This is a genomic window from Sandarakinorhabdus limnophila DSM 17366 (assembly GCF_000420765.1).
Lineage (GTDB): Bacteria > Pseudomonadota > Alphaproteobacteria > Sphingomonadales > Sphingomonadaceae > Sandarakinorhabdus > Sandarakinorhabdus limnophila.
The window spans coordinates 1-21,494 of sequence record NZ_ATVO01000010.1; the positions used below are offsets into that span (position 1 = coordinate 1).

The 21,494-nt window shown below is 60.7% G+C and carries 20 protein-coding genes and 1 pseudogene; 10 read left to right on the top strand and 11 right to left on the bottom strand.

What is annotated here, in order from left to right:
* A pseudogene (locus tag G566_RS0112325) lies at window positions 1–964 on the top strand (IS3 family transposase); the annotation flags it as partial.
* A gap of 46 nt (window positions 965–1,010) precedes the next feature.
* On the opposite strand, the gene G566_RS15500 reads toward G566_RS0112325, so the two are convergent.
* The 5 genes from G566_RS15500 to G566_RS0112340 all read right to left on the bottom strand — a co-directional run bounded on the left by G566_RS15500 (window position 1,011) and on the right by G566_RS0112340 (window position 6,380).
* A complete protein-coding gene (locus G566_RS15500; RefSeq protein WP_156874521.1) occupies window positions 1,011–1,175 on the bottom strand; it encodes a hypothetical protein in 165 nt (54 codons plus the stop codon).
* 18 nt (window positions 1,176–1,193) lie between these two features.
* Window positions 1,194–1,730, bottom strand: a complete 537-nt coding sequence (locus G566_RS15505; RefSeq protein ID WP_156874522.1) for a hypothetical protein — start codon at window positions 1,728–1,730, stop codon at window positions 1,194–1,196.
* A complete protein-coding gene (locus G566_RS0112330; protein WP_022680977.1) occupies window positions 1,723–4,506 on the bottom strand; it encodes a carboxypeptidase-like regulatory domain-containing protein in 2,784 nt (927 codons plus the stop codon). Before G566_RS0112330 ends, G566_RS15505 begins: the two co-directional genes overlap by 8 nt.
* 33 nt (window positions 4,507–4,539) lie before the next feature.
* Window positions 4,540–5,301 (bottom strand): hypothetical protein, encoded by a 762-nt coding sequence (locus tag G566_RS0112335; protein ID WP_022680978.1) that lies wholly within the window; start codon window positions 5,299–5,301, stop codon window positions 4,540–4,542.
* A 401-nt stretch (window positions 5,302–5,702) separates the two neighbouring features.
* Window positions 5,703–6,380 carry a DUF4402 domain-containing protein gene (locus G566_RS0112340; protein WP_156874523.1) on the bottom strand — a complete coding sequence of 226 codons (678 nt, stop codon included), beginning with the start codon at window positions 6,378–6,380 and terminating at the stop codon, window positions 5,703–5,705.
* Window positions 6,381–6,808: 428 nt separating this feature from the next.
* On the opposite strand from G566_RS0112340, the gene G566_RS0112345 reads away from it, so the two are divergent.
* The 5 genes from G566_RS0112345 (at window position 6,809) to G566_RS0112365 (ending at window position 13,662) form a co-directional block, all read left to right on the top strand.
* Window positions 6,809–7,507 carry a response regulator transcription factor gene (locus G566_RS0112345; RefSeq protein WP_022680980.1) on the top strand — a complete coding sequence of 233 codons (699 nt, stop codon included), beginning with the start codon at window positions 6,809–6,811 and terminating at the stop codon, window positions 7,505–7,507.
* Between the two features lie 12 nt (window positions 7,508–7,519).
* The gene (locus G566_RS0112350) at window positions 7,520–8,935 is read left to right on the top strand and encodes a sensor histidine kinase (protein WP_022680981.1); all 1,416 of its coding nucleotides are present in this window, start codon (window positions 7,520–7,522) and stop codon (window positions 8,933–8,935) included.
* 263 nt (window positions 8,936–9,198) lie between these two features.
* On the top strand, window positions 9,199–10,395 hold the full coding sequence (locus tag G566_RS0112355) for a sensor histidine kinase (RefSeq protein WP_169522858.1): 1,197 nt from the start codon (window positions 9,199–9,201) through the stop codon (window positions 10,393–10,395).
* Between the two features lie 357 nt (window positions 10,396–10,752).
* On the top strand, window positions 10,753–12,057 hold the full coding sequence (locus G566_RS14420) for a dicarboxylate/amino acid:cation symporter (RefSeq protein ID WP_040605670.1): 1,305 nt from the start codon (window positions 10,753–10,755) through the stop codon (window positions 12,055–12,057).
* Window positions 12,058–12,225: 168 nt separating this feature from the next.
* Window positions 12,226–13,662 (top strand): DUF6600 domain-containing protein, encoded by a 1,437-nt coding sequence (locus G566_RS0112365; RefSeq protein ID WP_022680984.1) that lies wholly within the window; start codon window positions 12,226–12,228, stop codon window positions 13,660–13,662.
* 3 nt (window positions 13,663–13,665) lie between these two features.
* On the opposite strand, the gene G566_RS0112370 is transcribed toward G566_RS0112365, so the two are convergent.
* Together G566_RS0112370 and G566_RS15700 are read right to left on the bottom strand one after the other, a co-directional pair.
* Window positions 13,666–14,046: a hypothetical protein gene (locus G566_RS0112370; protein ID WP_022680985.1), complete on the bottom strand. Its 381-nt coding sequence runs from the start codon at window positions 14,044–14,046 to the stop codon at window positions 13,666–13,668.
* 35 nt (window positions 14,047–14,081) lie between these two features.
* Entirely contained in the window at window positions 14,082–14,276 is a 195-nt protein-coding gene (locus G566_RS15700) for a hypothetical protein (protein WP_022680986.1), read from the bottom strand.
* Between the two features lie 274 nt (window positions 14,277–14,550).
* Between G566_RS15700 and G566_RS0112380 the strand changes: the two genes are divergently transcribed.
* Genes G566_RS0112380 through lptA form a run of 3 tightly spaced genes read left to right on the top strand, consistent with a single transcriptional unit; the run spans window position 14,551 to window position 16,351 of the window.
* Entirely contained in the window at window positions 14,551–15,165 is a 615-nt protein-coding gene (locus G566_RS0112380) for a ribonuclease D (protein WP_022680987.1), read from the top strand.
* A 26-nt stretch (window positions 15,166–15,191) separates the two neighbouring features.
* Entirely contained in the window at window positions 15,192–15,857 is a 666-nt protein-coding gene (lptC, locus tag G566_RS0112385) for an LPS export ABC transporter periplasmic protein LptC (RefSeq protein ID WP_022680988.1), read from the top strand.
* On the top strand, window positions 15,854–16,351 hold the full coding sequence (gene lptA / locus G566_RS0112390) for a lipopolysaccharide transport periplasmic protein LptA (RefSeq protein WP_022680989.1): 498 nt from the start codon (window positions 15,854–15,856) through the stop codon (window positions 16,349–16,351). Before lptC ends, lptA begins: the two co-directional genes overlap by 4 nt.
* On the opposite strand, the gene G566_RS14425 is transcribed toward lptA, so the two are convergent.
* The 3 genes from G566_RS14425 to G566_RS0112405 are packed head-to-tail and all read right to left on the bottom strand — an operon-like array spanning window position 16,323 to window position 19,189.
* Window positions 16,323–17,186 carry an alpha/beta fold hydrolase gene (locus tag G566_RS14425; RefSeq protein ID WP_022680990.1) on the bottom strand — a complete coding sequence of 288 codons (864 nt, stop codon included), beginning with the start codon at window positions 17,184–17,186 and terminating at the stop codon, window positions 16,323–16,325. The two genes, lptA and G566_RS14425, sit on opposite strands and share 29 nt — an antisense overlap.
* Window positions 17,187–17,213: 27 nt before the next feature.
* Window positions 17,214–18,089 (bottom strand): S-methyl-5'-thioadenosine phosphorylase, encoded by an 876-nt coding sequence (gene mtnP, locus G566_RS0112400; RefSeq protein ID WP_022680991.1) that lies wholly within the window; start codon window positions 18,087–18,089, stop codon window positions 17,214–17,216.
* A complete protein-coding gene (locus G566_RS0112405) occupies window positions 18,086–19,189 on the bottom strand; it encodes an alanine racemase (protein WP_022680992.1) in 1,104 nt (367 codons plus the stop codon). The genes mtnP and G566_RS0112405 overlap by 4 nt, the downstream gene beginning before the upstream one ends.
* Before the next feature lie 51 nt (window positions 19,190–19,240).
* On the opposite strand from G566_RS0112405, the gene G566_RS0112410 reads away from it, so the two are divergent.
* Window positions 19,241–20,224 carry a protochlorophyllide reductase gene (locus G566_RS0112410; RefSeq protein ID WP_022680993.1) on the top strand — a complete coding sequence of 328 codons (984 nt, stop codon included), beginning with the start codon at window positions 19,241–19,243 and terminating at the stop codon, window positions 20,222–20,224.
* A gap of 9 nt (window positions 20,225–20,233) precedes the next feature.
* Here G566_RS0112410 and G566_RS0112415 read toward each other — a convergent pair whose 3' ends face one another.
* Window positions 20,234–21,487, bottom strand: coding sequence for a Coenzyme F420 hydrogenase/dehydrogenase, beta subunit C-terminal domain (locus tag G566_RS0112415; RefSeq protein ID WP_022680994.1), 1,254 nt, complete (start codon window positions 21,485–21,487; stop codon window positions 20,234–20,236).
* Window positions 21,488–21,494 lie beyond the last annotated feature (7 nt).

Here is a 21,494-nt window from a genome sequence, read left to right on the forward strand (position 1 = left end):
TCGATAACGCTGCGCTGAAGGACCTTCTGGCAAAAAAATGGTGACGCCTGCCGCGATGCGGGAAGCGGTTGCCCATCTTCAGGCCAGCCTGGGGATGAGCGAGCGGCGGGCGTGCCGGGTTGTTGGGGCTGATCGCAAGAGCGTTCGTTATCGCTCGACACGGCCGGATGATGCCGATTTGCGGGAACGGCTGCGCGCGCTGGCGGCCGAGCGCCGCCGGTTCGGCTATCGCCGGCTGCATATCCTGTTGCGGCGCGACGGGGTGCTGGTGAATCGCAAGAAGACCCAGCGCCTCTACACCGAGGAAGGGCTGACAGTGCGCAAGCGGCGATCACGCCGGCGTGCTGTGGGTGCCAGAGCGGCGCCACCGGTGCTGGCGCTGCCCAACCAGCGCTGGAGCCTGGACTTCGTCCACGACCAGATGGCGTCGGGGCGCCGGTTCCGCGTGCTGAACATCGTCGATGACATGACACGAGAGTGCCTGGCTGCCGTACCCGACACCTCGATCTCGGGGCGACGGGTAGTGCGAGAACTGACCGACCTGATCAGGCAGCGCGGCAAGCCGGGCATGATCGTGAGCGACAATGGCACCGAACTGACCTGCAACGCGGTGCTGGCGTGGTGCAGCGAGGCCGGGATCAACTGGCACTACATCGCCCCCGGCAAGCCGATGCAGAATGGCTATGCGGAATCGTTCAACGGCCGCATGCGTGACGAACTGCTGAACGAGACCCTGTTCATGAGCCTCGATCATGCGCGCGTCACCATCGCTGCTTGGGCCAAGGACTATAACGAGCAGCGGCCGCACTCAGCCCTTGGATACGAAACCCCAGCGGCGTTCGCCGCCGAACTGAACAAGCAATGGCCTGTTCCGCTGCGCCCTTCGGGCGCCGCTCAACAGGCCATTGCTTCACCTGCGCCCATGCGCAACAACTGCGGCCAGGCTCTAATCCCCGCTGGATGAAATCAGGGGGTCAGGTCAGCCAGGCTCTAATCCCCGCTGGATGAAATCAGGGGGTCAGGTCAGGTCCGGCCGGTTTCGGCGATGCGACGGTTGCCGGATTTGCGTTCAACATCGCCTCGATTGCCTCCAGCACGATGCGGACATGGCGCGACAGTCTGGAAATGCCAATAAGGTGGTGCTCATTGTCGACGTCGACAAAATTGAGGGGCACGTTAAATGAGACCTGAGCCTAGTAAGGCCTCTCAAATAAGCAGCGAACCCTGAAAGAACTTGATTCCCGCTTGTCCGCCCGAGAACCAATTTTAAAAAAATGAATATAGGCACCGATATCGATATTGACGTCTGTAAATTCAAAATCATTATTTTCTTTGGGAACCCTCACAATCCACATATTGGAGGAAAAGTTAATGGAGCCACGACTGACGGCTGCATAAATGTCAGTTGCTTTGGAAACACCACCAAGAGCAGGTGGGGCAACCTCAATAGACAAGGCAACATCATAGCCCGGACGCGCACGCAGCCTAACCTGGCCGGAATAAGACGGAGTACGCGATGACAGACTAAGTCCTGATGACAGTGAAATAGCACCGTTAGGGCTTATCAGTGCCCACCCGGATTCAAGGCCCGGTTGGTATCTGAGCAAGCCAAGGTCTAGATCGCGTGTCGTAAAGACCGTTGATTTTTCACAAGACGCATGAGCTGGAGATGCGAAAAGCGCGATGCCTCCCAACAGCAAAGCGGTGGCAAGTCGCAGGCGACTATTCATGCTCGGATGACCAATCCGCAAACGCTACTATAATTTCCAAGCCTGCAACCGAAGTGCTGTCTTTTGAAATGGTAATTTTTTTCTTCGCACGGAATTCCTTCCTGCTTTTCGACAAGCGATCTGTCGAGGCAATCACAGTCCAGTTTCCGGCTAGCAAATCTTCGATGCTGAATGACCCGTCTGACAAGGCCTTGGCGCTCCGGATCAGATCCCCAGCAGCATTTAGAACCTCCACCTTCGCCAATGGCACGGGCCGCTTCTCGCCATTCTTGCCCTCAAAAAGGACCGTGCCATCCAAAGAAATGGCATCCACCACCGGAACATCGAGTTTGAAAACTCGGCCAGGCCGGGGTTTCACGATCACATTGTTGAAAAGCGTGGTCTGAAACTCGTCCTTGAGGCGTTCGCCGCCAATGTTGAAAACAGACCCGTTTCCAGGCTCCAGATCCCAAATGAGCAGATCACGAGAGGGATCCAGGCCACCCCGCATTTGCACGCCGTTCACGCCGATCTCGAGACCGCGAACTGCTTCCTCGCCAACGCCAAACTTGCCGTCAAGATTGCTATCGCGAAATGGCCGGATCATGATGCCGCCAAGCCTCGAACGCTGCCGGCTGCTCATATTCACGCCAACACCGCGATGGGCGCCGAAAGAAAAGCCCATCTGCGCCGCCACTTCGCCGCGGCCTTGTGCGTATGATCCAGAAACACCAAGGGTCAATTTTCGTTTGATCTCCAATTGGGCGGACCCGGAAAAACCAACGCCCCCGTTGAAATTGTAACTCGCTCCCAAGGAATAGATCTCGCGTTCCGTGCGCCTGTAAAAACCGCTCAGATTGAGCAGGTTGGACTTTATTCCGCCATCTATGGTCGCACCATATTCGCCACGGATTTGGAAGTTCCCCTGATCATATGAAGTGATGGCGCGATACCTGCCGCCCACTTTGCTCCATGCCCCAGCACCCAGACGGGAACGGTTCAGTGCGATCTCATGACTAATGGGTAGTGACCAAAGGCCATGCGAATAAAATATGCTCACCATGTCGTTGGTGAACCCGCTTTTTCGCACCGAGCGCTCAGCGAAGATCGCGGCGCTCCCGGCGTCGATCAGGCCAAAGCCCAGAGGAACGCTCGTCGATATCGAATATCGATCCTTGATGGCTGTCGGTCCAAATCCGGTAGCGTTCGACCCAAACTGCTTGTTCGCTTTCTCTATGCCCAATGTCACCCCTCGCCCCACAAATGGAATAGATGCCGAACCATAGAACGCCAAGCCGCCAAGTGGGTGTTGATTCACGATACCCAGCGTCGCAGGGATGTTTCCGATCTGTATGCGTGATTCCAATGCCCGATAGCTCTGGGTCCCGATCGGATCAGGATCGTTTCCCTGAAGCTGGCAAGGTGACACTCGCGACGCTTGGACGCTCAAGGTGAGAAACGTGGTCACTCCCCAGTCACCGCGCAGGGCGTAGTTTACACCATCCGTTCCACAGGCTGCGGCAGGGTCAAGGCCCAATAGCGTTTTGCCGGGCTGCAAGACCGTACCCCATCCGTAGACCTTGCCAGGTGGCAGCAAACCCGCTGAGACGCTTTGACTAAAGTCCCTTTCCTCCACCAAACCATTTGGCCCATAGAGGACAACCTTGATCGCATTCGATCCGTAGACGATATTCACATCCCGAAACAGGAACCGTCCGTCATCTCCGATCCGTTGATAATCGCGCAATTGGCCCGCGACATATAACTCGGCGGTCCACCCGGGCAGCGCATTTCCGTCAATCGACGTTTTGTTGAAACTGTCCGTAAGCGTCACAGGGGCAGCCTCCACCCGCATCCCAACGCCGCGTCCCAAGCTGCCAACCATCGGCGCCGCCTGACCCTGCACATCGCCAGCCATCACGGAATATAGTCCGCCAATGCCGAACATGTCGCCACCCGGATCCGTGCGGCCAGCAATCCATCGTCCACTTTTCAATCCGCGCTCATCTCCGTTCAAAAGGATGTGATTTGTCAAAAAAGCCAATTCCGATGAAGCATTTATGTTGTAAGATGTGTTCGATCGTTTCGATGCGAATTCGTAGCTATTGTTAAAAATAATGTCAGCTTGAATTCCCGAAAAAAGCGCGTAATCGAATTTGACCGGCAGGGCGCCGCGACCATTCACTTGCGGGTATTGGTTGCCAATTTTCGTCCGCGCGTTTTCCCGCATAACACGAAAGTCTCGGTTCAACGGCCGGTCACTCGAAACTGAGATGTAGCCCTCGCTGGGTCGACCGGAAATTATAAATTTGAAAAACCGATTTAGAATTGTCTGATTCAAGAAAACCTGTTCGTCAACAATGCTGACTGCGTCACCATAGGTTTCGGCCAAATCACCCATTTTTATGATACGTGCGTTCGTATCAATAACCACTCCTTCGGCGCCATTGGCTATTTTGATGCTGATCAAATTCTCTTTACGGAAAAATATGCCCTCACCAAAATCCGTGATCGCCGCGATCGGAAGCCATATTTGCCCCTCGCCTCCGATCAGAACTTCCTGAAAATCCGGCAGCACAGCGCCATTGACACGCAGTTCCACAACACTTGCCCGCGGTTTGGCAATGGGCTCGACATCAGTTGCCTTCAGCATCGTGGACGAAGAAAATGCCAGCAGGCCTATCAAAAGATGCGTTGCAAATTGAAGCGGTAGAAAGGGGCGGAACAGAGCATTGGCGGCCAGAACACACCGCGTAATCCCCCTGACTGCGTCGGAGGCACGCTGGATTTTAGCCATCCTCGGTACGAACCATCCGCCTGAATTGGCCGATTAGGCGCCACACACGTTGGCGTAGGGCTCGCCCTGTGCAGGGAAATTGTCCCAAACCCTGAGGCAGTATTTTCCAGCTTTTCCCTGCGGGAAACGCTCGCGCGGCATTCCCACCTTGGCTTCGGCTCCTGCCTGACCAAGGTGCAAGCGCCCGCGGCTCAGTTCCGCGCCCGTTTCAGCGTCGACCACTTGAACCGTGCCGATAAAGCTTCGGTCACGATGCTGCTTGACGGCCGTAAAATAGCCCAGCGAATCCGGATCATCAGGCGTCAGCGTCAGCGGGCGCAGATCCACACGTGGCGCCTCAATCCTGTGCCGGACATAAACCGTGACAGGAAGCACGGGAACGATCGGCACTCTCACTGCGATCAACGGCTCTTTGGTTTTATCATCACTGTTGGCCAAAGTGTTTATCGCGTTTCGTTGCAATTCTGCGCGAACCGAAAATTGATAGGCATACTCACCTGGCGCAAGTTCAGGCGTTGGTCGTGCCGCAACACGGAATGCTTGGGATCGGTGCGCAGGTGCAACCGAACGTGCCGGGGCCCAGCGGAGCACAGCTTCGGCTGAATTGATGATGCCTGCGCCTTCCGTTTTCGGAGAGACCGAAAATTCCACTGGATCATCACTGCCATTGACCAGATCGATCTGTCCCGACCGCGCATTGGCGTCGATCACGATGATATTGTCAGAAATGGAAACAGTGATCCTGCCCGCGTCTTGCGCGTTGGCCGATGGCGCAGACAGAACTGCAAAAGCCACTGTCGTTGCCAGGCAGCTGATCCTCGGAATATGCATAAATGTCCTTTGGCGCCGATGGGTCGATGGGGTTAAGCATTGCAGCGTTCCGGGATGACACGGTCGCTGCGCTGTATCGGCTGTCGTTAGGGCGTTCGATTTCGCAGGGGCGTCAAAGGTGTCGGCCACTATGAACGGAGGGACCGATCTGCAGTGGTGCCTATCGTTGCCCGATCAATATGGGCTTCAGCGCAAGTTGCAGGCCAACCAACGCGGCAGCACAGGGGAACTAGCCGCCTGCTCCTTCATGCCCAAACGAGCCGCATTACCAGCGCACCATCACTGAACAGATGAAGGATGCTGCCGGGCTGTGGTGCCCAATCAAGATGTGGGGAGCACCCAAGGTGCTCCCCACACAAGAACTGTTATGGCGTCGTTGTGGTCGTCGTGAGCTCCTGGTCACTCGCAAGCACCTGCGCTGCGTCTAGAGTGGCGTAGCCACCGTAGTTTCCGGTCACAATAGTTTGAGGAACCGTGAGAACACCGACAACGCGGAACGTGCCGGTGCCAATTCCGTTAATGACGACGCCAGTGCCTCCAAGGCTAAGGTTCGCAGTCATGGTTGCCAAGGTGGCAGGAGTGGACAAGTTGTTGTGGGCCGAAGGACCAAAGGACAGGTTGGTTGCACCTGCAATCGAGGTTTGGATCGTCTTTGACAGATTGTTCGACCCGGAAACAGTGCAAGTCGCTGCAACCGGAGCCGTGTAGCCTGCTGCCAAGCCAGCACCGGTGGTGTTACCACCAGGGGTTGCCGTTGTCACACCGGTCGAATTGTTGGCACTGACAGTGAGCGTAATGGTCGTTGTGCCGCCAGTGGTCCGGGTGGGGATGCGCCAGACGCCGAAATTGACCGAGTCACAGGTCATCGACAGCACCGGGCTAAGGCCCGCAAGGGCGTCGACCGAAGCGATCACGCTATCCGCACTCTGGGCTTGCGCCGGCACGGCCGCCAATGTCGTTGCCGCCAGCACGGCAGCCATTAGCGGAAGATTTGACTTAACACGCATAGGAATGCCTTCCTTTTTGGGATCTGTTTCACTCATTTGAACAAATCTGATATTTTATGAATGATAAATGATCATGTTGTCAAATTTTTTCCGCCATATGTGGGCCGACATGCGTGTCGTGACCAGAATGCCCTGCCCCGTGCGATTTCTGGGTGGAACAGCTGCCGGTTTTATATCGGTGCGAGAAGGGGTTGGTTGAAGCGGAAGTGATTGTGCATCTGCCGGTGAAGCGATGAGCGCCGGCGCTGGCTCTTGCAGAAGGTGGGACACCGGCCTTCGAAGCACCGGATCTCTCATTCCGGGGGCCGCGTAACCAGGACAGGGCAAATTTCGTTGCCCCACATTGCAAGATATGACATCGGATGCGCACCGCTGAGGGTAGGTAGGGGTTTTTTGCTTCGCACCTTTTTGCGCGGCGCCGTCCTTTGGGTCGGCTTTTCTCGTCATAAAGTGAATGTTTCCAGATGACTGAAACGCCCATCTCGCAAGTTTGTATCGTCGACGACGATAGCGATTTTGTGGAATTCCTTGGCCAATATCTCGAAGTGCGTGGCCTTGCGGCCAGCGGCTTTGCAACGGCAGAAGCGCTGCTCAAGTCGAGCGATCTCGCCAAGTTTGATTTTTTCATTCTCGATCTGGGGCTGCCGGGTATCGACGGAGTTGATCTGATCACCCTGCTCCGCGCGCGAACGAACGCCGGCATATTGGTGATCAGCGGCAGAATGGGGCCGGACGCCTTCAATTCCGCACTCTCGGCAGGCGCGGATATGTTCATCAACAAACCCATACGGTTTGATCAGGTTTATAATGCCATCGCGTCCGTTTGCCGGCGCATGTCGTTGCGCATTGTTGGCAATTCGCCGTGGCGACTGTTGGTCAAGCGCTCCGAACTCGTCGCGCCCGATGGCGGCACGGTCAGCCTCACGCCCGTCGAACTCAAGATCCTGCATCGCCTGTTCGACGATCCATCCCAGGTGGTGACCCGCCAGCAGCTGTCTGATGCCGCAGGCATCATCACCAGCGGCGACGATCGTAATCTCGACTCTGCAATCTTTCGCCTGCGCCGCAAGATAGAGAAAGAGGCATCCCAGCCTTCACCGCTCAAGACCGTGCATGGTCTTGGTTACCAGGTTTTCAAACCGGTCGAGATCATTCACCCCTGAGCATGCTCACCAATGCCCCAATCAACCTATCTTGATAATCTCGTTTACGTCTATCTGGGCGTTATGGGGGCCTTCGCCGTAGCCCAGCTGTTGCAGCTGCGGCCCACGAACCGGGTGCACATAGGCCTTTGGCTGATCGCCAGTTTCTTGTCTGCCTTTGGCGTCCTCTTTTATCTCAATGTTGCCCGTATATCGTTCGAAAACTTCACCATTTTTGGGCCGCTGGCCTCAATCGCAGGCGGCTTTCTGCGGTTTTTCGCCTTTAGCTACCGCAGGCACACGTTTCACAAAAGCCGCTTGGCGCGAGCCTGCATGTGGTCTTCACTGGCTGCAATCCCGTTCATTGCCGTGCCGGCGCTGTCGCCTTACCGGCTCTTGATCGGTTCCAGCATCGGGACACTGCTGGCGGCCGCCTGCTTTTTTGCGGTACTGCACAATCCCATCTGGAAATCCCGCGCCAGCGCACCGGTCGCCGCGTCCCTGATTGCATTGGGGATTACCTGTGTGGCAATGGCAGCCCGCGCGGCAACCGCCTACCCGTTCACCGCAGATCAGACGTTCATCGGCCAATCTGAACTGCAAAAACGGGGACTCGAGAGCGTCGTCCTGATGACTTTTTTCATGCAGCTCGCATTTACCGCGATGATTGTGGATCTACGCGCGCGCGAAGATGCGCGTAATGACCGCATCTCCATTCGGATCGCTCAGCGCAACAAAAGATTGCACAAACGCGCCCAGGAAACCGCGAATGTCGCCCGGGCGCGCCTTGATCTCGTCCAGTTGCTGACGCACGAAGTGCGCCAACCCATCACCAATGCGCAAGCGTCTCTGCAGTCGATCAGTCAGAAACTCCGATCGACGAAAAATACGCCAAATAATGCGTCCTTTGCGCTCAAGAGTGCGCAATCATCGCTGGACCATATCACCTTATCCTTGTCCAACATCATCGTTGCCTCGACGATACTTTCTGATGAACGCAAATGGGCGACTGATGAAGTCGATGCATATGCGGCTCTTAAAATGTCTATATTGGATTTCGATAACGAAAATCAGGGCCGTATAAAAATCACGTTTACTGAAAATGCTATTTACATCGAAAGTATATCAATTCTCTTGCGATTGGTTCTCCAAAATATTATCGAATTTGCAATCAAATTTTCAAATCCAGATAGTGACATCGATGCTCATTTGAAAATTGACTTCGAACTCGAAATGGTTGTTTTCGATATCGGTTTCTTGTCGGCTGATGCCCACCCTTTGAACCAGGGCATCTTCGAACGACGTCCGAGCACTGACACCGAACCTTCCGGAATTTCATCGCTCGGCCTGTTTGTCGTGCGTCAGATTGCGCGCGAACTGGGCGGCGAGGTCCGATTGTTGGACACAGTGCCGGGCCGGCAAAATTTTCAACTCGCGCTGCCTTGCTAGAGCTATGCGACACCCCCTTCCCCGCGCCTCGCGCCTGATCACCGAGCACTCACCACATGGGCAATGACAGTTCCATCGCAATCTTGCTTGTGTTTTATGGGATTCAATTACTGACATTTAGCGCGATACTGCTTCTACTTGTCAAAAATGAACTTCGAACCCCAATTCTGTTCTGGATTGGCGCAAACATCATAGCCGTGATTGAAATAATAGCCAGATTGGCATCTTTTAAACCAACGGTAAGCCCTCTTATACCTGTCTCAATGGCTATTTTATCTGCTCTATCGGGTTTAATTCGATATTACTCAATAAGGTATGGAAGAAAATCATCTCCTTATTATAATTTTGTATTAATTTTTATTTTTCTAATTTGGATTATTGTGCCCGCTATTAAAATTGGCTGGCTCAGTTCGTTTTTAGCCTACTCCGCCGGAGCTGCTCTTTTGCTGTTGAGCGCGTGGGAAGCCAATCGGAACCCACTCTGGAAAGGGCTGGCGGGCCGTCCCATCGTCATCGCCGGCTTCCTGCTCTGCGCTGCAGCGGTCTTCTGGCGCGGGACGCTGTTCATTGCCAGCCAAAGCGGTGATCAATCCGTTGTGAATGTTACCACGACACTGACCGGGATAACGCTGGTCAGTCTTTCCTCACTTATGCTGCAGATCGGCTTCCTCAGCCTGATCGCCGGCCACGATTTGCGTAACCGCCGGCTCAGGGACCAAAAGACCGCAGAAGCACTGGAGATCAGCCGCGGCATGGCGGAGGAGCAGCTTGTTATGGAAACGGTGGCCAATGAGCGGCTCGACATGATCAGTCTGCTCACGCATGAGGTACGCCAGCCGATTAATAGCGCCCAGGCGGCACTCGAAGCGCTTGCCCGGGAGACAAAAGGTTCGGCGCCCGCAGACGGTGAGATGCGCGACGCCCTTGTTCGGGCCCAAAGCGTCCTTGATGGGATCACCCTCTCAATCTCAAACGCGATCCTCGGCGTGTCTTTGATTGATAACAAGCAAGCCATCACCACCTTCGCCTCAGACCTCGTGGAGATTGTGGAACTCGCGCTCAGCGATTGTCCGGCGGAGCAGCGCCACCGCATCCACATTCACGGCGCAGCCAGCGCGGTGTTCAGCAATCTTGATCCCGTGCTGATCCGGCTCGCCCTGCGCAACCTGTTCGACAATGCCCTCAAATATTCCCCACAAGACAGTTCGGTGCATGTCGAGATCGCGCAGGATGATCAGCGGCTTGGTGCATCCATCAAGGTCTCCAACCAGATCAAGGACGCGTCCGGCCTGAACGACGACATGTTTGGGCGCCGTGTGAGAGGCGAAAAAGTTGATGTTGAAGGCTCAGGACATGGCCTTTACCTGGTCGAAAAGGTCGCAGCCGCGCACAATGGTACCATCAGCTATGATGTTAAGGATGGACAGCGCGTGACCTTCGATCTTTTTATTCCAGACTGATATTTTTACTGAGGTGAGCCCAGATTCTCCTTCCGGCTGAAGATGCGCATCCAGTGTTCATTCATCGGCCCCAAGGGCCGCTGCCCGGGGAGCCGGCGTGGGGAGAGCGCCAGATGAACCGGTGCCAGGTCCCGAAAAAAGGCTTTGAAGATCGCCATTGGCCCGTTGCATCTGGGCCACAGTGCCGTGGTTTGCGCGAATGACGGGCCTGTTGGGCAGTGACATATGGCTCAAGTGCTTGCACTGCCATTGCAATTGTTTCATGCGCCCTTCTCGCTCTGGCCAGAACAGGCAGGACGGCAATTTGATCGGGGGATCACAGCCATCGCTTTTGGGGAATCAGGTCCGGCGACGCCGATGAAGCGCACGCCCTTCTATGCGCAACTCTATGTGCAGGTGCTCACAGCGATTGTCGCTGGCGGCTTGATCGGCCATTTCGCACCCGAAACCGGCGTGGCGCTGAAACCGCTGGGCGATGGCTTCATCCGGCTGGTCAAGATGATCATCGCGCCGGTGATCTTCCTCACCATCGTCACCGGCATCGCCGGCATGCGCAATCTGGGCAGCGTTGGCCGGGTGGCGGGCAAGGCCTTTGCCTATTTCCTGTTCTTCTCCACCATCGCGCTGATCGTCGGGCTCATCGTGGCCAATGTCGTGCAACCGGGTGCCGGCATGAACATCGATCCCGCCACGCTGGAGACCGGCGCGGTTGATGATTATGTGAAGAAGGCCAAGGACCAAACGATTGTCTCCTTCCTCCTTGGCATCATCCCCGAAACCGTGGCCGGCGCGTTTGTGGACGGCAATCTGCTGCAGGTGCTGTTCCTCGCCATCAGTTTCGGCATTGCGCTCTCCACCGCGGGCGAAGCTGCACGGCCAGTCGTGCGCCTGTTCGAGGCGCTGGGCGCCGGCTTCTTCCGGCTGGTGGCGATCTTCATGCGTGCCGCGCCCATCGGGGCGTTCGGCGCCTTTGCCTTCACAATCGGCAAATATGGCATCGGCTCCATCGCCAACCTTGCGGCGCTGGTCGCCACTTTCTACCTCACCTCGCTGCTGTTCGTCATCGTCGTGCTGGGGCTGGTGGCGCGCGGGGCCGGCTTCTCGATCTTCACGCTGATCCGCTATCTCAAGGCCGAGCTGCTGCTGGTGCTGGGCACCTCCAGCTCCGAAAGCGCCCTGCCCAGCCTGATGGACAAGATGGAACGTGCCGGCTGCCCGCGCAACATCGTCGGGCTGGTGGTGCCCACCGGCTACAGCTTCAACCTTGATGGCACCAACATCTACATGACGCTGGCCGCGCTGTTCATCGCGCAGGCCACAGGCATCACGCTCAGCCTTGGCGATCAGTTGCTGCTGCTTGGCGTCGCCATGCTTAGCTCGAAGGGTGCTGCCGGGGTAACGGGAGCGGGCTTCATCACGCTGGCGGCCACGCTGTCGATCGTGCCCAGCGTGCCGATTGCCGGCATGGCGCTGATCCTGGGTATCGATCGCTTCATGTCGGAATGCCGGGCGCTCACCAATTTCACCGGCAATGCGGTGGCCACCATCGTGGTCTCGCGCTGGGAAAATTCCATCAACGAAGACCAGTTCGCCGCCGTTTTCACCCACCACAAGTTCGGGCCCGACACCGCCCTGCCGGGCCCCGAAGCCGATCCTGACTGACAAAAAGCCCAACGAGGGGACAAAATTTTATCGCCTGCACGCCACGCTGCGCTGACACGGCGTGGCGCGCAGGTGAAGATCCCACGCCGAAACATTTTCGCAATATTCAGCATTGCGAAAGCCGGCGGGTGCGACAGCAAGCTCATTCTCCTGTGAAAGGCGCTGCCTGTGTCACTCCCCCGCCCAATCCTGCTGCTGCTGGCTGCCACGCTGGCCGGTTGTTCCTACCCCAATTATGCCTCGGGCGTCGCGCCGAGCTATAACAGCGGCTATCAGCCGGTGATGGGCGGTTATGCCACCGATTGGCCGGCCCAGCCCGGCGCGCAGTGGGGCCCGGAAGATGTGCCCGGCATCGAGGTGTTCCGCGAGCCGCTGAGCCAATATGGCCGCTGGTTGCAATCGCCGCAGTGGGGTGTGGTGTTCGTGCCCAATGCCCCCAATGGCTGGCGCCCCTATCAGAACGGGCAATGGCTGGAAAACCGCTTCTGGCTGTCCGGCGATCCCTGGGGCTGGGCCACCGATCATTATGGCCGCTGGGGCTTTGATGAAGCCGTGGGCTGGGTGTGGGTGCCCGATGTGAACTGGGGCCCAAGCTGGGTCGCCTGGCGCGAAGCCGATGATGTCGTGGGCTGGGCGCCAATCCCGCCGCGCGTTTCCTGGAGCGTGGGCTTCGGCTTCGGCTCCGGCTTTGGCTATGACAATTTCAACAGCTGGTACGGCCCATCCTGGGTGTGGGTGCCGCGCGGCAATCTTTATGCGCGCGGCTTTGGCGGCCGCATCTATCCGTGGAACACCGGCATCAACTGGTGGGGCCGCAGCCGCTGGCAGCACGCGCCTTATTGGGGCTGGAACCAGCCGTGGGACCGCAGCTGGGGCTGGCGCGCGCCGAACCGCGGTTATGGCGGCCAAAATTGGGCGTATCAGAACCGGGGCAACCAGAACTGGAACAACAACCGCGGCTGGAGCCGCAACGATGGCCGCTGGGACAACAACCGCGGCTGGAATGATCCACGTCGCGGTCAGCCCGGCAGCGTGGGTGATCGCATCGGCCGCGACATGACCGGCCAGCCGCCACGCCGGAACGGCAACTGGAACAACAACGCGCCGCCAACCGATGGCAACCGCGGCTGGAACAGCGGTTCCAATCGGGGCCAGCGCGGCGACGGGCAGCCGGGCAACTGGAACAATGGCACCGGCCAGCCGCCGGTTGGTGGCTGGAACGGCAACCGACCGCCACGCCGTGCCGATGCCAATCCTAATGCCGGCGGGGTTCCCGGTGGCGGCTGGCAGGGCCGGGCTGGCCAGGGCGGTGTATCTGATCGTGTCGCCGGCGGCATGACCCCGCCGCCGCAAGGCGGCAACTGGCAGGCCCCACCACGCGGCAATTGGCAGGCACCGCAACAACAGGCGCAAGCCCAGCCGCAGTACCGCCCGCAACCGCAGCCGCAACCTCAGCCGCAGCCCCGCTCTGACGGTGGCCGGCCTGATCGGGGCAATGATCGGGGCAATGATGGCGGCGGCTGGCGTGATCGCAGTGACGGCGGCCAGCAGACGCGCGGCAACGGCCCACGTTCAGGCAACGGCAGGAACGAACGGCCGCAATAAGCCCTACCGATCCTGCCACCAGGCAAAGGCCGCCCGCTGCTTTTCGGACACGAAGGCGCGGGCGGCTGGCCCGGTCCAATCGGCGGGCGCGTCACGGCGGCCAACCCACCAGCCCTGGCCCGGCAGCCGATCGGATTCGCGCACCACCAGCGCCGCCAGTTCGGGCTCAGCTGCGGCGCGGCCAGCCTCGTCAATGGCATCAAGCAGCCGGCACAGGCTGCGCATCTTGGGGCGCGAGAAGCGGTAGCCCAGCGCCAGCAGCATTTCGGAATAGGATAGATCGCGCCCAGCCCGCGCCGCCGCAATCAGCAGCGCCTTGATTTCGGGCAGATCGGCCGGCGTCACCATGGCGCCTGTCTGCCACGCGGCTGCGGGATTGGCCACCGGCCGGTGGGGGCACCGGCCGGCGGCTCCCCAACTCAACTGCGCGGCGGTTCCGGCGGCGGTGCGGGCGGCGCAGGCGGTGCGGGCGGTGCGGGCGGGGCCGGCGGCACTGGCGCCGTGCTGTCGGTTGGGGTTTCTGGCGCTGGCGGCGGTTTGCGCGGTTGGGCCAGGGCGGGCCCGGCAAGCGCAAGCAGCAAGGGGGCCAGCATCAGGCCATGAGCGGTCTTCATTTTGCAACTCCTTGACGTTGTTACAGTCTGGCGTTGCCCCGCCCCTGTTGATTGGTCTGGCCGGCACCGCTTTCGGGGGGCAGTGGTGCCGGCCAGTGACGGCAAATTGCGCCGCCAACATGAACCTCAGCTTTCAGCCTGGTTGCCACCGGGACGGGCCGTAGGCGCAAGCGGGACGAAGCGTTCACCGCCGCCCTTCCGCGCCTTCGAATGCCCCTCCCGAATCAGGTCACGGCGGATGACAGCATGGCTTCACCCTGCTAACGCACAGCCCATGACCGTATATCTGCACGAAGCTGATCTTCCCGCCGGCATCCTCGCGCCCGGCCCGGTGGCCGTGGACAGCGAGACCATGGGCCTCAACCCGCACCGCGACCGGCTCTGCCTGCTGCAGATCAGCGATGGCCACGGCGATGAACATCTGGTGCGCTTTGCCCCCGGCCACTATGATGCGCCCAATCTGAAGGCGGTGCTGGCTGATCCCGAACGCCTGAAACTGATGCACTTCGCCCGGTTCGACGTGGCGGTGATTCACCAGTTCCTGGGCGTGTGGGCCACCCCGGTGTTCTGCACCAAGATCGCTTCGAAACTGGTGCGCACCTACACGGATCGCCATGGCCTGAAGGATCTGCTGAAGGAAACGCTGGGCGTCGAAATCTCCAAGCAGCAGCAGTCCAGCGATTGGGGCGCCGCCGAGCTTTCGGATGCGCAGAAGGAATATGCCGCCAGCGACGTGCGGTACCTGCACCGCGCCCATGAAGTGCTGGAACGCCGCCTCGCCCGTGAAGGCCGCACCCACATTGCACAGGCCTGTTTCGATTTCCTCGCCACCCGCGCCGAACTCGATCTGGTCGGCTGGGCCGAACAGGATATCTTCGCCCACCTGTGAGCCGCTTGTCGAAAGCCTGAACCACCGTGGCCACCACGCCTGTCCCGATCAGCCGCCCGCTTTCGCCCCCGGCACTTTCACGGCGCCAACAGGCCGCGCTGCCGGGCAGCGCGCATGATCGGCGCATGACCGTGCTGAAATGGGCCTTGCCGGCGTCGGCCTTCCTGATCGGCATGACCATCCTGATCTGGCCACTGATCGGCGTGCAGGAATTCTCCTTCCTGCTGGCGAAAGACCAGGTGGCAGTGTCGCGGGAACGCCTGCGCGTGAACCGCGCCGAATATCGCGGCAAGACCGCCGCCGGCGAGGCGTTCTCCATCTCGGCCGGCAGCGCCGTTCAGCGCACGAGCGCGGAACCGGTGGTGGTGCTCACCAAACTCGCCGCCCGGCTGGAGGGCAAGGATGGCCCGGCCACGGTCTCCGCCCCGTCGGGCCGCTATTTCATCGAAGAAGATCGGCTGGAAGTGGCCGGCCCGGTGAAGCTGCGATCCGATGGCGGCTACACGCTGGATGCCGAGACCGTCGCCATCGATCTGAAGCGCCGCACCGTGAAAACCGATGCGCGGGTTTCCGGCCGGCTGCCGATGGGCACCTTCCGCAGCAACCGCATGACCGGCGATCTGGCCGGCAACCGCGTCAGCCTGATCGGCAATGTCCACTTGCGCATCAACCAGCGCGGCGGCAGAGGATGAATATGCGCGCCCTGATCGTTATTGCCCTGCTCGCCGCCAGTCCGGCTGCGGCCCAACGCTTTGACAGCAACGCCCCCATCGATGTCGATGCCGGCCGCATCGATATTGCCGATGATGCCAATGAAGCGATCTTCTCTGGCGCCGTGGTGATCCGCCAGGGCAGCATGACGCTGAACGCTGATCGCGTGCGCATTACCTATAGCAAGGACAATGCCGGCAGCCCGCAGGTGCAGCGGCTGGACGCGCTGGGCAGCGTGCGGCTGCGGCAGGACACGATGCGCGCCACGTCAAACAGCGGCGTGTACGACGTCAATCGCAAGCTGGTGACGCTGATCGGCAATGTGAAGCTGGATCGCGGCACCGATCATCTCGAAGGCGCCCGCGTGGTGTGGAATCTCGCCACCCGCACCACAAGCTTCGACGCGCGCACCGCCAGCAATCCCGGCGGCCGCGTGACCGGCCGCTTCACCGTTCCGCAGAAGAAGCAGCCGTAACCCGCTCGATTGCGGCGCGCACCAATTCGGGGCGTTCCAGCGGCAGGAAGTGGGTGGTGCCGGGGAGACGTTCGGCACTGATGCAGTGTGGGTGCGCCGCAAACGCCGCCAGTTCGATATCGCGCACGGTTGATCCATGCTCTCCGGCCAGCAGGACGAACGGGCAGCGCACGGCACCCAGCGCCGGTTCGACATTGGGCGACACGGCGCGGAAAGTTGCCGATTCAAACGCCGGGGCGCAGGCCAGTTCCACGCCTTCGTCTGTCTCCAGCAATCCGCCGGCCAGATAGGCATCAAGATCGGCATCGCTCCACGTCTTGAACACGCCGCGGCCATGGTACGCCGCGCGGGCATCGGCGCGGCTGGGGAACATCCCGCGCCGCCGGGCCGCCTGATCGGCCATCGGATTGGGGATGATGGCGCCTGCCCGCACCTCCCGCGCCACATCGAACGGCAGCATGGGTGGGTCGAGCAGCACCAGCCCCGCGACACGATCAGGGCGCATGCTTGCGGCCAGCAGCGACACGGTCGCGCCCATGGAATGGCCTGCCAGTATCCAGGCGCTGCCGCTGTCGATCACATCCAGCAGGTGCGTGAGATCGAACGCGAAGTCATCCCAGCTCTTGAGGTGCCCCGGATCCCGGTCCAGGCCAGTGTGGCCGTGCCCGCGCGCATCGCTGATGGTGATGGCAAAGCGATCCGCCAGCGGCGCCAGCACGGCCTCGTAAAGCTGGGCGTTCATGCCGGTGGCGTGGGCAAAGTGCAGGCGCGGGCCAGCGCCCGCCTGCAATGCTGATACCGGCCCAGCCGGGGTGGAGATGGTGAGGCGGTTCATCTGCCCTCGATAGCAGGGCCAAGGGCTTCAGCCAGTGCGCCCTTTTGTCAGCCACCTGGCCAGGATGGCGCTGTTCTTCGCTTGGTTGGCCGGGTCGCGCGCATCAGGCGCCGTCATGATGGCGGTATCGAGCAGCGTATCGATCGGGCTGGCTGCCCTTGATTCGGGCAGGCTGGCGCAGAGTTTCACGATCATCGCTCGGGCCATCGCCGCATTGCCGTGCATCACCGCCATGATATCGGTCACATCAACATCCGCGCCGTCGTGCCAGCAGTCAAAATCCGTCACCATGGCGACCAGCGCGTAGGGCAGTTCCGCCTCGCGCGCCAACTTGGCTTCCGGCATCGCCGTCATGCCGACCAGGTCGCAGCCCCAGCCCTGGTGCAGCCGGCTTTCGGCGCGGGTGGAAAAGGCCGGGCCTTCCATCGCCAGATAGGTGGCACCGCAATGCACCGTGCCGCCAACCGCCGCCACCGCATCGGCCGCCAACGCCGAAAGCCGCGGGCAGACCGGATCGGCCATCGGCACATGCGCCACCAGCCCGGTTTCGAAGAAGGTGGAGGGCCGTCCCTTGGTGCGATCGATGAACTGGTCCACCACCACCAAATCGCCCGGCGCCATGGCGGCATTCAGCGAGCCGACTGCCGACACCGCCAGCACATCTGTGCAACCCAACCGCTTCAACGCATCGATATTGGCGCGCACGTTCAACTGATGCGGCGGAATGCGGTGGCCGCGGCCGTGGCGAGGCAGGAAACACACGTCGATGCCGGCAATGCGGCCGGTCAGGATCGCATCAGATGGTTCGCCCCAGGGCGACTCCACGCTGATCCAGCGCGCATCCTCCAACCCATCGATGGCATAGAGGCCGGAGCCGCCGATGATGCCGAGCTTCCAGCTCAAAGGCTCGCCCGCCGCCCATCGATGGCCCAACGCTCCAGCGTGCCATCCTCATCCGCCACGAAGAACGCATCGTGCAACGCCACGGTGGGATCGACATGGCCCGGCTGCAGCCAGACGAAGTCGCCCTCCCCCACCCCATTCGGCGGCACGATCGCGCCATGTTCATCGCCCATGGGCTTGTAAGCACTGCCCGCCGGCAGCACGACACGGCTCATCGGCCCATTGGAATGCAGCGCCTTGTGCCCGGCATCGCAGGTCACGTGGCTCGCGTGATTGGCCGAAACCACGGATGCGGCCAGAAACAGCGCCGGGGCGAACGGCAGATCACCCAGATCGCCATATTCCACGTCCATCACCGCATAGCTGCCGGGCTGCAACTCGGTATAGACGCCCGCCGCCAGGTCCATATGCGCCGTGCCAGTGCCGCCGCCGGTCACCTGCCCCGGCGCCAGCCCGGCGGCCTCCAATTGAGCGACCAGTACGCGCAGCCGCGCTGTCCATTCGGCATGCGCCGCCGCGCGTGAGTCCGGCAGCATATGCTGATGATGCCCGCAGTACGCCTGGATGCCGGCATAGTTGAGGCCCTTGCTGCCGTCGATCAGCGCCGCCAGCGCCGCCGCTTGCTCCGGCGCCACCCCGGCGCGCGCCATGCCGGGATCAACATCCACATAGGCATCAAGCACCACGCCCGCGGCCAATGCGGCAGTGGCAGCTTCCGCCGCTTGCGCCGCACTGTCGATCACCGCGCCCACCCGCGCAACGCGGGCCAGCGCCGCCAGCCGCAGCCAACCCCACGGCGGCACCGGCGCTGTCACCAGCACATCGGGGATGCCGCCATGCACATAAGCTTCCGCTTCGCCCACCGTCTGGCAGCACAGGCCCACGGCGCCCTGCCGCACCTGTTCCAGGCCCATCGCACTGCACTTGTGCATCTTGCCATGCGCGCGCAGCCGCACGCCCTTGGCGGTGCAGGCCGCCTGCATGGCCGCCAGATTGTCCATCATCATCGCGCGCCGCACCACCAGTGCCGGCGTGATCGGCGGCTTCACCTTGGCCAGGAAATCATCTCTGCTCTGCATGGTGGCCGTCTTGCCGTGCACCGGTGTTTAAGTCAAAAGCCCTCACAATCGGGGCCACATTACGGAGTTTCCATGTCAGTCCAAGCTGCTGTTCAACCAACGGCGATCATCACTGGCGCTTCTTCTGGCGTGGGCCTGTGGGCTGCCAAGTCCTTGGCGGATCGGGGTTGGCTGGTGATCATGGCATGCCGCGATCTGGCCAAGGCGGAGGCCGCAGCCGCTGAGGTTGGCATCCCCGCCGATTCGCGCCGGATCCTGCATATTGATCTGGGCGATCAGGCCAGCGTGCGCCGCTTCGCCGATGAATTTCACGGCCTTGGCCTGCCACTTGATGCGCTGCTGCTCAACGCCGCAGTCTATCTGCCGCGCCTCGAAGCGCCGATGCGTTCCCCCGAAGGCTATGAAATCAGCGTTGCCACCAATTATTTCGGCCACTTCCTGCTGGCGCATCTGCTGCTTGATGATCTGAAAAAGGCCAAGGGCCGCCTGCCCTCGCCGCCGCGCCTGATCACGCTGGGAACGGTGACAGCCAACAGCGAGGAATTCGGCGGCAAGGTGCCGATCCCGGCGCCGGCTGAACTCGGCGATCTGGCCGGGCTGGCTGCAGGCTTCAAGGCGCCCATTGCGATGATCGACGGCAAGCCGTTCAAGCCCGGCAAGGCTTATAAAGACAGCAAGCTGGCGTGCATGATCATGAACCGCGAGTTCCACAAGCGCTGGGGCGATACAGGCATCGTGTTCAACACGCTTTATCCCGGCTGCGTCGCTGATACCGCGCTGTTCCGCGACACGCCGCAAGCCTTCCGTACGATCTTCCCGTGGTTCCAAAAGAACATCACCAAGGGCTATGTGAGCCAGCCACTGGCCGGAGACCGCACCGCGCAGGTGATCGCCGATCCGGCCTTCGCCAGCCAATCCGGCGTGCACTGGAGCTGGGGCAACCGCCAGAAGCAAGGCCGCATGCCGTTCGCGCAGCCGCTGTCAGCGCGCGGCACCAACGAGGCGCGCAACGAGCGCCTGTGGGACCTGACATTGAAGGCGGTGGGGCTGGCCTGAGCCGGCCCCTCAACCCTCCTTCGTCTCGCCCGTCTCCGGCACGAGCCCGTAACGCGCCACCAGTTTCCACACGTGCGGCGGGATCATGTTCTTCATCATGCCCGGCGCTTCGCGGCGCAGGTGCAAGATCGTCTCGATCGCCTTCATCTCCACCCGGGTGCGGGCGAATTCCTTGCCCTGGGGGCCAACCAGCGGCATCAATTTGCCCACGATCGGCCGCACCCATTTCGGCATTCGGCGCAACGGCAAGCCGCCGGCGGCGCGCTCGGTATTGGCCATGAAGCCCTTCACCGGCCCGGCACGCTTTGACCCATCGGGCTTGCCATTGTCGTCAGGCTCGGTGAGCGCCACTTCGTCCCCCAACAGGCCGAGCAGTTCGGCACCGCGATCATTGCGGATCAGCAGCCATTGTTCGCCGGTGCCGCCCATGTAACCCACAGTGATATCGGCCAGGCTGTTGGTGTAATCCACGCAGGTGCGGCAGGTGAGCGGGAAGAAATCCGGCCGCAGATCAGACAACGGCAGCATCAGGAACGGCACTTCGCGTTTGCTGCCGTTATCGAACCGCAGCTCCACGTGATAATTCGCCTTGAATTCCAGATAGGTGATGCTGTCCGGCTTGTCGGAAAGCAGCGCCAGGAATTCATGGAAATTCGCGGTCGTCGTGTTGTCGCTGCACGGCGTGCCGATCACATAGATGCGCTCGAAGCCGAGCTTGGCCTCCAGCCGGCGCAGCGCGTGGATCTGGCAGGGGATGCCGATGATGCCGATGCGATTGAACCCGGCGGCGCGGGCTGGTTCCAGCAGCGCCAGCAGCGGCGCATAGCCCATCCGCATGCCGCGCACCTGGGCCATGGCTTCGGCCTTCGTCACCATCACCGGGCGCGGCTTCCACTTGTCATCCGGGTCGGGCGCCATGGTGAGGATGGCTTCGACCGCGCCGGTCTCCAGCAGCCGCTCACCCAGCCGGCTGGTGATGCCAGTCCATTGCGCGCCTTCACTGGGCTGCTTCAGCCGGGCTTTGGCCATGCGCTGGAACGGGCCGAAGAACAGCTCATCCGGCCGCGATTCATCGCGGGCGCGGCCATGCACGGCGGCTTCCATGGCGGCATAGTCGGGCTTGATGAACTGGCAGGCGGTGCCGCAATCCGTGGGGGTGGACGTGCGCGACACGCCGCAATCGGTGCACAGCCCGCGCGGGGCAGCGGGCGCAAATTCAGGCGCGATCAGGCCGGTTTCAGTCACTTGTATCCCCACGATCATCGGCACC